The sequence below is a fragment of the Pseudomonas sp. LS2P72 genome (assembly GCF_054897865.1).
The window spans coordinates 3590539-3603238 of the sequence record NZ_CM142708.1; the positions used below are offsets into that span (position 1 = coordinate 3590539).

Below are 12700 nucleotides of genomic sequence, written 5' to 3' on the forward strand. Positions count from 1 at the left end.
CTACAGTTTTAAGAGTCGGCAGCCAGACTGCCGCAACCGTGATTGTCCAGAAAAACCCGGCAAAACTACCGGGTCTCCACCTGACAGGAGTGCACGATGGACCTCAACCGTCGTCAGTTCTTCAAGGTCGCTGGTATCGGCCTTGCGGGCTCGAGCCTCGGCGCGCTGGGCATGGCCCCTGCGACTGCCTTCGCCGAGCAGGTGCGCCACTTCAAGCTTGCCCACACCCATGAAACCCGCAACACCTGCCCGTATTGCTCGGTAGGCTGCGGCTTGATCATGTACAGCCAGGGCGATGCCGCCAAGAATGTCGCGCAAAACATCATCCACATCGAAGGCGATGCCGATCATCCGGTCAATCGCGGCACCCTGTGCCCCAAAGGCGCGGGCCTGCTGGACTTCATTCACAGCCCCGGCCGTCTGCAATATCCACAGGTGCGCAAACCCGGCACCACCGAGTGGACGCGCATCTCCTGGGATGAAGCGCTCGATCGCGTCGCCGATCTGATGAAGGCCGACCGCGACGCCAACTTCATCGAGAAGAATGAAGCGGGCAAAACGGTCAACCGCTGGCTGACCACCGGCTTCCTCGCGGCCTCGGCGGCCTCCAATGAAGCGGGTTACATCACCCACAAGGTGGTTCGCAGTCTCGGCATGCTGGGGTTCGATAACCAGGCGCGTGTCTGACACGGCCCGACGGTGGCAAGTCTTGCCCCGACGTACGGCCGTGGAGCCATGACCAACCACTGGACCGATATCGCCAACGCGAATCTGATCCTGGTAATGGGCGGCAACGCAGCAGAAGCGCACCCGTGCGGCTTCAAATGGGTGACCGAAGCCAAGGCGCACAACAAGGCTCGCTTGATCGTGGTCGATCCGAGGTTCACCCGGACCGCCTCGGTGGCCGACTATTACGCGCCGATTCGCACCGGCACCGACATCGCCTTCATGGGCGGGCTGATCAACTACCTGCTGACCGAAGACAAGATCCACCACGAGTACGTGCGCAATTACACCGACGTGTCGTTCATCGTCAAAGCCGGTTATGGCTTCGAGGACGGGATCTTCAGCGGCTACGACGTGGCCAAACGCAGCTACACGGACAAGTCCGGCTGGGGTTATGAACTCGGTGATGACGGCTTCGTCAAGGTCGACCCGACCCTGCACGACCCGCGCTGCGTCTATCAATTGATGAAGCAGCATTACAGCCGCTACAACATCGAACTGGCGAGCCAGATTTGCGGCATGCCGGTGGATGCCATGCAAAAAATCTGGGAAGAAATCGCCACCTGCTCGCAACCGGGCAAAACCATGACGATTCTCTACGCGCTGGGCTGGACGCAGCACTCGATCGGTTCGCAGATCATTCGCAGCGCGGCCATGGTGCAATTGCTGCTGGGCAACGTCGGCATGCCGGGCGGGGGCGTCAATGCCTTGCGCGGGCACTCCAACATCCAAGGGCTGACCGACCTCGGTTTGCTGTCCAATTCGCTGCCGGGGTACCTGACTTTGCCGCAGGATGCGGAGCAGGATTACACCGCCTACATCACCAAACGCACGCAAATGCCGTTGCGTCCGGGGCAGCTGTCCTACTGGCAGAACTACAGCAAATTCCACGTCAGCCTGATGAAAGCCTGGTACCGCGACAACGCCACGCTGGAGAACAACTGGGCTTACGACTATCTGCCGAAACTGGACATTCCTAACTACGACATCCTCAAAGTGTTCGACCTGATGGGCCAGGGCAAGGTCAACGGCTACCTGTGCCAGGGCTTCAACCCCATCGCCGCGTTGCCTGACAAAAACCGGGTGATGGCGGCGCTGGCCAAGCTGAAGTGGCTGGTGGTGATGGACCCGCTGTCCACCGAAACCTCGGAGTTCTGGCGCAATGTCGGGCCGTATAACGATGTCGAAACCGCTGGCATCCAGACCGAAGTGATTCGCCTGCCTACCACCTGTTTCGCCGAAGAAGACGGCTCGCTGGTCAATAGCAGCCGCTGGCTGCAATGGCACTGGAAAGGCGCCGACGGTCCGGGTGAAGCGCGCACCGATGTGCGGATCATGAGCGAGCTGTTTATCCGTCTGCGTCAGCGTTATCAGGCCAACGGCGGCGCTTATGCCGAGCCGATCCTCAAACTGTCCTGGCCGTACAAAATTGCCGAGGAGCCTTCGCCGGAAGAACTGGCCAAGGAAATCAACGGCTATGCCACCACGGACTTCACCGACGCTAACGGCGCGGCGATCAAGGGCAACGCGCAACTGGCCGGTTTTGGCCTGCTCAAGGACGACGGCAGTACGGCTTCCGGTTGCTGGATTTTCTGTGGCAGCTGGACTGAGGCGGGCAACCAGATGGCCCGGCGCGACAACAGTGATCCGTATGGCATGAAGCAACACCAGGGCTGGGCCTGGTCCTGGCCGGCGAACCGACGGATTCTTTACAACCGCGCTTCGTGCGACCCGCAAGGCAAACCGTGGGACGAGAAAAAACGCCTGGTGTGGTGGAACGGCAAAGCCTGGAGCGGCACCGATGTGCCGGACTTCAAGGCCGACTCGCCACCGGAAGCCGGGATGAATCCGTTCATCATGAACCCCGAAGGCGTGGCGCGGTTCTTTGCCGTCGACAAGATGAACGAAGGGCCTTTCCCTGAACATTACGAGCCGTTCGAAACGCCGATCGGCATCAACCCGCTGCACCCGGAAAACAAGAAAGCCACCAGCAACCCGGCGGCGCGGATCTTCGATTCGGTGTGGGATTCCTTAGGCGTGGCCAAGGACTATCCGTATGCCGCGACCAGCTACCGGCTGACCGAGCATTTCCACTTCTGGAGCAAGCATTGCAAGCTCAACGCGATTTCCCAACCCGAGCAATTTGTCGAGATCGGTGAAGTGCTGGCCAAGGAGAAAGGCATCGTGGCCGGCGATCGGGTCCGTGTCAGCTCCAAGCGCGGGCATATAGAAGCAGTGGCGGTGGTGACCAAGCGGATTCGACCGCTGCAGGTCAACAATCAGGTGGTGCACCAGATCGGTATCCCGCTGCACTGGGGTTTTACCGGGCTCACGCGTCACGGATACCTGACCAACACCCTGGTGCCGTTCCTCGGCGATGGCAACACTCAGACCCCGGAATCCAAGTCATTCCTGGTCAACGTGGAGAAAGTCTAAATGGCCAGCCAAGACATCATCGCCCGTTCGGCCACCACGACCGTCCCGTCCTCGGTCCGCAATCAGGAGGAAGTGGCCAAGCTGATCGACACCACCAAGTGCATTGGCTGCAAGGCTTGCCAAGTCGCCTGCTCGGAATGGAACGAGCTGCGCGATGAGGTCGGCCACACCCTCGGCACCTACGACAACCCACAGGACCTGACCGCGGAAACCTGGACCTTGATGCGCTTCACCGAGCATGAAACCGACGCCGGCAATCTGGAGTGGCTGATTCGCAAGGACGGCTGCATGCACTGCGCAGAACCCGGTTGCCTGGCGGCGTGCCCGAGTCCGGGGGCGATCATCAAGCATGCCAATGGCATCGTCGATTTCGACCAGGATCATTGCATCGGCTGCGGGTATTGCATCACCGGATGCCCGTTCAATATCCCGCGAATCTCGCAAAAGGATCACAAGGCCTACAAATGCACGTTGTGCTCGGACCGTGTGGCGGTGGGGCTGGAGCCGGCCTGCGTGAAAACCTGCCCGACGGGCGCCATTGTGTTCGGCACCAAGGACGATATGAAAGACCATGCCGCCGAAAGGATCGTCGACCTCAAGAGCCGTGGCTTCGAACACGCCGGTTTGTATGATCCCGAAGGCGTCGGCGGTACCCACGTCATGTATGTGCTGCACCATGCCGACACGCCCAGGTTGTATGCCGGGTTGCCGGACCAACCGACCATCAGTCCGCTAGTGGACTTATGGAAAGGCGTGAGTAAACCCTTGGGGTTGCTGGCCATGGGCCTGGCGGTGTTGGCTGGGTTCTTCCATTACGTGCGCGTTGGTCCGCAGTTGGTCGAGGAAGACGAACATCCAGTCATCGTTGACCCAGCGGTGCATGAATTCGATCCATCGGTGCACACCTTTGATCCGACGAAACCCGGCGGGGAGGACAGGCCATGAATGACAAACCGATCATTCGTTACACATCAAACCAGCGCACTAACCATTGGCTGGTGGCGATTTTGTTTCTGATGGCGGGGCTGTCGGGGCTGGCGTTGTTCCATCCGGCGCTGTTCTGGCTCAGCAATTTGTTTGGCGGCGGTTCGTGGACGCGCATTCTGCATCCGTACATGGGCGTGGCGATGTTTGTGCTGTTCCTCGGCCTGGTGTTCAGTTTCTGGCGGGCGAATTACTTCAGTGCCAACGACCGGTTGTGGCTTAGACGCGTCGGGACTGTCATGCGCAACGAAGAGGAGGGCGTGCCGCCGATCGGCAAGTACAACCCGGCGCAGAAGCTGCTGTTTTGGGTGTTGCTGATCTGCATGCTGGTATTGCTGTTCAGCGGGCTGGTGATCTGGCGCGCCTGGTTCAGCGCCTACTTTGGCATCACCAGTATTCGCTGGGCGATGCTGTTGCATGCGCTGGCGGGTTTCATTCTGGTGCTGAGCATTATCGTCCACATCTATGCGGGTATCTGGATTCGCGGCTCGGTCCACGCCATGGTGCGTGGCAGGGTCAGCCGCGCCTGGGCGAGAAAACACCATGAGCTCTGGTACCGGGAAGTGACCCGTGATGAGACGCCTGAGCCACCGATCAGCAAAAAAGGATGACCCCTTGGCCACGATCCTCGAGCCTGGGCAGATAGAAGCGGCGGCGAGTTCACCGCCGCTTCTGTATCTGCCACCGAACAACCTGTTCACCTTGCGCGCGCTGCGCCTGGAACGCCTGGCCGACGGGAATCCCATGGCGGACTATCTGCGCTTGATCGCGGGGCTGTGCCACGCGCAGCAGAAATTGATGGACGATCCGCCTGTGGCCGCCATACCCGATCCCGAACGTCTTCGGGTCTGCGTGGAGCATGGCTTGCCACCGTTCGCCGCCGACAGTCTGGTGCGCGAAAACGTTTGGCTGCCGTATCTCGAAGCCTTGTTGCAACGCTATCAGCCACCGCCACAAACGGCGGTAGAAAACGCCGTGGCGACTTTGCGCAGTGCTAACCCTGGGCTGCTCAAAGCCTGGGCGATTGCCTTGGTCAGTGGCCAGTATTCAATGCTGCCGGCGGAGCTGGTGCCGTTCCTCGGCGCAGCGTTGCAGGTGGCCTGGAGTCATTGGTTGTTGAGCACGCCGGACCTTGCGCTGAAGCCCGGCGACAGTCTCAGTCAATGCCCGGCCTGCGGGTCGCCGGCCATGGCCGGTGTGATTCGCCATCGCGGCAAGTACAACGGCTTGCGGTATCTGGTGTGCTCGCTGTGCGCCTGCGAATGGCATGTGGTGCGGGTCAAATGTGTGTATTGCGAACAGAGCAAAGGCCTTAAATACGTCAGCCTCGATGACGACCGACACGCCGCCAATCAGGCACCGATACGCGCGGAGGTCTGCCCCGGCTGCCGCAGCTACCTGAAACTGCTTTACCTGGAAAACGACGCCGAAGCCGAAGCGCTCTCGACAGACCTGACCAGCCTGCTGCTGGACATGCGCCTGGAGCAGGAAGGCTACCAGCGTCTGGCGCCTAATCTTCTGCTGGCACCCGGAGGTGACTGAGCTCTCCCTTTGAGCTAATGCCGATCAGTTAAGCCAATACGCGATCAGTAGCAGCTGGCGAAGCCTGCGTTCGGCTGCGCAGCAGTCGTAAAACCTGAGTTTGCGGTCTTTATGAAAACCGCATCGTCTGATTTCACGACTGCTTCGCAGCCGAACGCAGGCTTCGCCAGCTGCTACGGTGATTGGCATTACCCCTTTGAGCTCCCATCAAACTCAGCGGCTACACTCAGGCGCGACGGTCAACGTTTGCGGGAGCGCCTGATGTCTTCCAGATCCGCCAGCCAAGCTCTGCGGCTGCCTTCCATCGACAGTTTGCTGCGCCATCCCGCCTGCCAACCGCTGGCCGAGCGTTATGGGCGTGACGCGTTGCTGGCGAATTTGCGCCAACTGCTCGATGACTTGCGTGAACCGGTGCTTTCAGGGCAACTCGATGCCATTGAAATTGCGCCTGAAGCGTTAGCGGGCAGGGCGGGTGAACGCTTGGCCACTCAGCATCGCAGCAACGTGCGCCGGGTGTTCAATCTCACCGGCACGGTGCTGCACACCAATCTGGGGCGAGCGTTGCTGCCGGAGGAAGCCATCGAAGCGGTGCAACTCGCGGCACGCTACCCGCTCAATCTGGAATTCGACCTGCACAGCGGCAAGCGCGGCGACCGTGATGACCTGATCGAAGGCCTGATCCGCGAGCTGACCGGCGCAGAGGCGGTGACGGTGGTCAACAACAACGCCGCTGCGGTGTTGCTGACGCTCAACAGTCTGGGCGCGCGCAAGGAAGGCATCATTTCCCGGGGCGAACTGATCGAAATCGGCGGTGCGTTCCGTATTCCCGACATCATGGCCAGAGCCGGGGTCAGGCTCCACGAAGTCGGTACCACCAATCGCACGCATGCAAGGGATTATGAAGCCGCGATTGGCCCACGCAGCGGTTTGGTGATGCGCGTGCATGCGAGCAATTACAGCATTGAAGGCTTTACCGCGCGGGTGTCGACCGCCGAGTTGGCGCAACTCGCACATCAACACGGCTTGCCGTTGCTTGAAGACCTTGGCAGCGGCAGCCTGCTGGACCTGACGCGCTGGGGCTTGCCCGCCGAGCCGACCGTGCGCCAAGCGCTGATTGATGGCGCAGACATCGTCACCTTCAGCGGCGACAAGTTACTGGGTGGCCCCCAGGCCGGGTTGATTGTCGGCCGCAAAGACCTGATCGCAACGATCAAGAACAATCCACTCAAGCGCGCCTTGCGAGTCGACAAACTGACCCTGGCCGCCCTCGAAGCGGTGTTGGGCCTGTACCGCGCTCCTGATCGACTGGCCGAACGGTTGCCAAGTTTGCGCCTGCTGACCCGACCCCAGGCAGACATCCTCGCCCAGGCTGAGCGCCTGCAACCCTCGCTGGCCAACGTCTTGGGCGACGGCTGGAGCGTCAGCGCGGTACCGGCGCTGGGCATGATCGGCAGCGGCAGCCAACCGGTGGCGCGCTTGCCGAGCGGCGCGTTATGCCTGCGACCGCACGCGTCCAAACGTCTTCGCGGACGGCGGCTGCACGATCTGGAGTCAGCCCTGCGTGCGTTGCCGATTCCGGTACTCGGGCGCATTGATGACGATGCGTTGTGGCTGGATCTGCGGCAACTGGACGATGAACCGGCGTGGCTGGCGCAACTCGATCAAATCGCAGGAGCCATGGAGTGATCGTCGGCACGGCTGGGCACATCGACCACGGCAAGACAGCCTTGCTCCAGGCCCTGACCGGCCAGGTCGGCGACCGTCGCCGGGAAGAACGTGAACGCGGCATGACCATCGACCTCGGCTACCTTTATGCGGCGCTGGAACCGCAAGCGCCCCTGACCGGTTTTATCGATGTGCCCGGTCATGAGCGCTTCACCCACAACATGCTGGCGGGGGCTCAGGGCATCGATCTGGTGTTGCTGGTGGTCGCGGCCGACGACGGCGTCATGCCGCAGACCCGCGAACACCTGGCCATCGTTGAACTGTTGGGAATCCCTCGGGCGCTGGTGGCGATCAGCAAATGCGACCGCGTCGATCCGTCCAGAGTGCAAGCCGTTCGCGAACAGGTCCAGACATTACTGGCGCCGGGGCCTTATGCCAACGCGTCGCTGATTGCGCTGTCGAGTGTGACCGGTGAGGGCGTCGAGACGCTGCGGCAAGCCTTGCTCGAGGCACAGCGTGAAGTTGTTCAACGCAGCACCAGCGGCGGTTTTCGCCTGGCGATCGACCGTGCTTTCAGTGTGGCCGGCGTCGGTATCGTGGTGACCGGCACTGCGTTGTCTGGCGTGGTGGCGGTGGGCGATAAGCTGATGCTCGGCCCACAGGGCAAACTTGTGCGTGTGCGCGGCCTGCATGCGCAGAATCGGGCCGCCGAAGTCGCAATGGCCGGACAGCGAGTGGCGTTGAACCTGAGTGCCGAACGATTGGCCCTGGAGCAGATTCATCGCGGTCACTGGTTGCTGGCCGAGTGGCTGTACGCGCCAACCCAGCGAGTGGACGTCGACCTGCAATTGTTAGCCAGCGAACCCAAGGCCTTCGAGCATTTTCAGTCAGTACACGTTCACGTCGGGACTCAGGACGTGACCGGGCGGGTGGCATTGCTGGAAGGCGCCCGCCTGGCGCCGGGTGAACGGATGTTCGCGCAACTGCTGCTGAATACGCCGGTGCAGGCGGTGAAGGGCGATCCGTTGATCCTGCGTGACCAGAGCGCCCAGCGCACCCTCGGCGGCGCGCGGGTGCTCGACCCGTTTGCACCGACCCGACAACGCCGAAGCCCCGAGCGGCTGGCGCAGCTACACGCCCTCGCCACAGGCAAAGAGTTGGAAGACAGCCTGCCGGCGTTATTGGCCAACAGCGACACCGGGCTCGATCCGCAGCGTCTGGAGCGTCAGTTCAACCGCCCCCGTAACACCTGGGTTTTGCCCGATGACGTGCGCCTGATCGACACCCGCCAAGGTCCATTGCTGTTTAGTGCGGCCCGCTGGGAAGCGCTGAAAGCAGCGTTGTTGGAACACCTCGCACGTTTTCATCAACTGGAACCGGATCAAATGGGCCCCGACCGGGATCGCCTGCGGCGGTTCTCCGGCACAGCGCTGGACCGACCGACGTTCATCAGTCTGCTCGACGAGTTACTCGCCAGCGGTGCGATTGCCGCCAGCGGGCCATGGCTGCATTTGCCCGATCATCAGGTGCGTTTGAGCGAAGACGACGAAGCCCTGTGGCAACACTTGCAACCGTTGTTCGAAGAGGCTGGTTTTGATCCGCCGTGGGTGCGCAACCTTGGCCATGACGAGGCGGCCGTGCGCTTGCTGCTGTGCAAAATGGCGAGGTTGGGATTGGTGCATCAAGTCGTCCGTGACCTGTTCTACACCGACACGATGATCCGACGATTGGCGGCTATGCTTGTGCAACTGGCCGCGCAAAACCCGGTGATTCAGGTCACGGCGTTTCGTGACGCGGTGGGCCTGGGTCGCAAGCGCAGCATCCAGATCCTCGAATACTTCGACCGGATCGGCCTGACGCGACGGTTTGGCGACAAGCGCCATATCCGCCTCGACAATGCCTTGGCCCAACGTACCGATCACTGATTTCAAGGAAGGCAATCGCGCCCGGTGGCGCGGCCGGGCTTCAAACCCGGTTGGGGACGGCATCCGTTCCCGGGCAGGTTCGACTCCGGCTGCCTTCCGCCATTTTCAATCATGCTGGCTGAACCGAACACTGGATCGACTCGTCCCATCCGAGTAGTCACAGATCCTCTGTGGCGAGGGGATTTAGCGAAACGTCGCACCGCCCCGTTCGGCGGCGAAGCCGTCGTAATCCATTGGACGCGGTGTGGCTGGAAAAACAGGGGCCGCTTCGCAGCCCAACGGGGCGGTGCGACGTTTCGCTAAATCCCCTCGCCACAGTCGCAGGCTCGACAGCTGCTACAGGGCCTACCACAGAGCCCGAGTTTTTCGCCCGTGCTGAGTGGTCGATCACTGCATCACGTAACGCCCCGGCGCCGACTCGATCGCCGGGTATTGCGCGTTGCCGGTATGCAGTACCGAGGGCTGGCGTTCGCCGGACTGTTCAGCCAGCCAGACGAACCAGTCATTCCACCAGCTTCCGGAATGTTGCTGGGCGTTCTTGAACCAGGTTTCCGGGTTTTTGGTGACCCGGTTGTTGGTCCAGTAGTGGCGTTTTTCCTTGGCCGGCGGGTTGATCACTCCGGCGATATGCCCTGAGGCGCCCAGTACAAAACGCTTGGGTCCGGAGAGCAACCCGGTGCTGGCGTAAGCGCTTCTCCACGGCACAATGTGATCGTCATGGGTGGCGAGGATGTATGCCGGAGCATCGATGGCGCGCAGGTCCAGCTTGACCCCGCAACAGTCCAGCTCACCGGATTTCAGGTCGTTCTGCAGATAGGTGTGGCGCAAATACCAGCAGTACATCGGGCCCGGGAGGTTAGTGCTGTCGTTGTTCCAGAACAGCAGGTCGAGGGGGATCGGTTTCTGGCCCTTGAGGTATTTGTCGACGTTGTAGTTCCACCACAAGTCGTTGGGGCGCAGCAGCGAGAAGGTATTGCCCATGTCCTCGCCCTTGAACAGGCCGATGGGGCCCTCCAGGCCGCCGATGGTGCGCTCGCGGTAGGCCACCAATTGTTCGTCGACGAAGATGTCGATGGGGCCGGTATCGAGGTAGTCGAGGAAGGTAGTCAACAGGCTCACGCTGCCAATCTCGCGGTCGCCGCGCGCCGCCAGGACGGCCAGCGCCGAACTCAACAACGTGCCGCCGATGCAGAAGCCGACGCAATTGGGCCGCTGCTCGCCGCTGATTTCGCGGGTCACTTGCAGGCCTTTGATGATGCCGGTTTCGATCAGGTCATCCCAGGTGGTGCCAGCGTGTTCCTGGTCGAAGTTGCGCCACGACATCAAAAACACCGGGTGCCCTTGTTTCAACAGATGGCCAACCATCGAGTTTTCCGGGCGCAAGTCGAGAATGTAGTACTTGTTGATTGACGGCGGCACGACAAACACCGGGCGCCGGTACTGGGTTTCGCTTTGCGGGTAATACTGAATCAGTTGGAAGAGTTCGTTCTCGAACACCACTTCGCCCGGAGTGTTGGCGAGATCAACCCCCACTTTGAATGCACCGGCGTCGCACTGGCGCATCTTGCCTTCTTGCAGGTCGCTGGCCAGGTGCAACAGGCCGGTGAGGAGGCTGCTGCCCTGGGTATCGACGACCCGTTGCAGCGCGTCGGGATTACTGGCCAGAAAGTTACTCGGCGCCCCGGCGGCGATGGCTTGTTCCACCAGATAGAGCAGGCGCTGACGCGGCTTTTTGTCCGGAATCGCCAACGTGTCCAGCAGCTTCAGCAGAAACCCTGCGTTGAGCAGATAAAACGCTGCTAGCGAGCCGAACAGTGGCTGGCTCCAGTTGCCGCTGGAAAAACGTCGATCGTCGAAACTGAATGGTTGTCCGGTCAGCAGTTGCTGGCCGAGTTCGCCCCATTGCTGTTGGTAATCCGATTGGAGGCTGTCCAGGGTGCCGCGCGGCAGGTCAAACCACTCGTTGTAATCCTGGCCGGTAAACCACGGATTGGTGCTGACCCAGAGTCGTAATTGTTGCACTGCAAAGGAGGCAATGAACGGAACCTGGCCTGACCAGAAGGTGTTGAAGGTATGCGCGTTATTGTCCATGGAACTCCTTGCCCACATCAGTAAACCGGGCAGAAAAAAACCGCGGCGCCGGACTTCGGCGCCGCGTCAGCAACTTAAAAAAACACTCCTGTGTTTCTAGCGCTCGATGACCAGGCTGACACCCTGGCCGCCACCGATACACAACGTGGCCAGGCCTTTTTTGCCGTCGCGACGAATCAGTTCGTGCAACAGCGACACCAGAATCCGCGCGCCCGATGCGCCGATCGGATGGCCCAGGGCAATCGCGCCGCCGTTGACGTTGACCTTGCTGGTGTCCCAACCCAGTTCCTTGCCGACCGCCAATGATTGCGCGGCGAACGCTTCATTGGCTTCGATCAAGTCGAGGTCGTCCAGGCTCCAGCCGGCTTTGGTCAATGCCAAACGGGTGGCCGGTACCGGGCCGATGCCCATGATCGACGGGTCCACGCCAGCGCTGGCGTAGGCCTTGATGCGTGCCAGAACCGGCAAGCCGAGGGCCTGGGCCTTGGCGGCGCTGGCCAGCAACAGCACGGCGGCGCCGTCGTTGAGGGTCGAGGAGTTACCGGCGGTCACGCTGCCGTTTTTCTGGAATGCGGGTTTGAGGTTGCCCAATGCCTGCAGCGTGCTGTCCGGACGCGGCTGTTCATCGGTGTCGAAGACCAGCGGCTCACCTTTGCGCTGAGGAATCAGGATCGGGGTGATTTCACGCTTGAAGTAACCCGCTTCGATGGCCGCAGCGGCTTTCTGTTGCGAGGCTGCGGCGAAAGCGTCCTGGTCTTCGCGACTGAGCTCGTACTTCTGCGCCAGGTTCTCGGCGGTGATGCCCATGTGGTAGTCGTTGAAGGCATCCCACAAACCGTCCTGAATCACGCTGTCTTGCAGTTGCGCATGACCCAGACGCAAACCGGTGCGGGCCTTGGGCAACACATACGGTGCCAGGCTCATGTTTTCCTGACCGCCGGCAATGATGAGTTCGGCGTCGCCACAACGGATGGCCTGGACCGCCAGCTGGACCGCCTTGAGGCCTGAGCCGCAGACCTTGTTCAGGGTCAGGGCAGGGGTGGTATGGGGCAGACCGGCCTTGATCGCCGTCTGGCGTGCCGGGTTTTGCCCCGAGCCCGCGGTGAGTACCTGGCCGAGGATCACTTCATCGATCTGCGAGCCGTCCAGACCGGTCTCTTCCAGCAAACGGCGAATGACCGCCGCGCCCAGTTCGGTGGCTGGAATCGCGGACAAGGCACCTTGAAAACTGCCAATGGCGGTACGAGTTGCGGCAACGATTACGACTTCGTTCATGCGTGACCTCATTAAGGTTTTGTCGAGCGAAAGCAGGGCATCCATGCCCTGACAGG

General features: G+C 61.2%; 8 protein-coding genes and 1 tRNA gene. 7 read left to right on the top strand and 2 right to left on the bottom strand.

Annotation, left to right across the window (positions count from 1 at the left end; all coding sequences use genetic code 11):
• Positions 1 to 96: 96 nt before the first annotated feature.
• The 7 genes from fdnG to ACYZUA_RS16505 all read left to right on the top strand — a co-directional run bounded on the left by fdnG (position 97) and on the right by ACYZUA_RS16505 (position 9380).
• Complete coding sequence (gene fdnG, locus ACYZUA_RS16475; RefSeq protein WP_461959700.1) at positions 97 to 3162, top strand: formate dehydrogenase-N subunit alpha; 3066 nt, start codon at positions 97 to 99, stop codon at positions 3160 to 3162.
• Positions 3163 to 4107 (top strand): formate dehydrogenase subunit beta, encoded by a 945-nt coding sequence (gene fdxH, locus ACYZUA_RS16480; protein WP_461959701.1) that lies wholly within the window; start codon positions 3163 to 3165, stop codon positions 4105 to 4107. It abuts the gene before it with no gap.
• Positions 4104 to 4757, top strand: coding sequence for a formate dehydrogenase subunit gamma (locus ACYZUA_RS16485; protein ID WP_461959702.1), 654 nt, complete (start codon positions 4104 to 4106; stop codon positions 4755 to 4757). Before fdxH ends, ACYZUA_RS16485 begins: the two co-directional genes overlap by 4 nt.
• A gap of 4 nt (positions 4758 to 4761) precedes the next feature.
• Positions 4762 to 5688 carry a formate dehydrogenase accessory protein FdhE gene (fdhE, locus tag ACYZUA_RS16490; protein ID WP_461959703.1) on the top strand — a complete coding sequence of 309 codons (927 nt, stop codon included), beginning with the start codon at positions 4762 to 4764 and terminating at the stop codon, positions 5686 to 5688.
• Between the two features lie 261 nt (positions 5689 to 5949).
• A complete protein-coding gene (gene selA / locus ACYZUA_RS16495) occupies positions 5950 to 7374 on the top strand; it encodes an L-seryl-tRNA(Sec) selenium transferase (protein ID WP_461959704.1) in 1425 nt (474 codons plus the stop codon).
• Positions 7371 to 9278: a selenocysteine-specific translation elongation factor gene (selB, locus tag ACYZUA_RS16500; protein WP_461959705.1), complete on the top strand. Its 1908-nt coding sequence runs from the start codon at positions 7371 to 7373 to the stop codon at positions 9276 to 9278. Before selA ends, selB begins: the two co-directional genes overlap by 4 nt.
• 6 nt (positions 9279 to 9284) lie before the next feature.
• A tRNA-Sec gene (locus tag ACYZUA_RS16505) sits at positions 9285 to 9380 on the top strand.
• A gap of 285 nt (positions 9381 to 9665) precedes the next feature.
• Here ACYZUA_RS16505 and phaC read toward each other — a convergent pair.
• Positions 9666 to 11369 (bottom strand): class I poly(R)-hydroxyalkanoic acid synthase, encoded by a 1704-nt coding sequence (phaC, locus tag ACYZUA_RS16510; protein ID WP_461959706.1) that lies wholly within the window; start codon positions 11367 to 11369, stop codon positions 9666 to 9668.
• A 96-nt stretch (positions 11370 to 11465) separates the two neighbouring features.
• Positions 11466 to 12644 carry an acetyl-CoA C-acetyltransferase gene (locus ACYZUA_RS16515; protein WP_201181314.1) on the bottom strand — a complete coding sequence of 393 codons (1179 nt, stop codon included), beginning with the start codon at positions 12642 to 12644 and terminating at the stop codon, positions 11466 to 11468.
• Positions 12645 to 12700 lie beyond the last annotated feature (56 nt).

Coding starts and splice junctions, on each gene's coding strand:
- fdxH (WP_461959701.1), top strand. CDS start 3,163: ATGGCCAGCCAAGACATCATCGCCCGTTCGGCCACCACGACCGTCCCG.
- ACYZUA_RS16485 (WP_461959702.1), top strand. CDS start 4,104: ATGAATGACAAACCGATCATTCGTTACACATCAAACCAGCGCACTAAC.
- selA (WP_461959704.1), top strand. CDS start 5,950: ATGTCTTCCAGATCCGCCAGCCAAGCTCTGCGGCTGCCTTCCATCGAC.
- phaC (WP_461959706.1), bottom strand. CDS start 11,369: ATGGACAATAACGCGCATACCTTCAACACCTTCTGGTCAGGCCAGGTT.
- ACYZUA_RS16515 (WP_201181314.1), bottom strand. CDS start 12,644: ATGAACGAAGTCGTAATCGTTGCCGCAACTCGTACCGCCATTGGCAGT.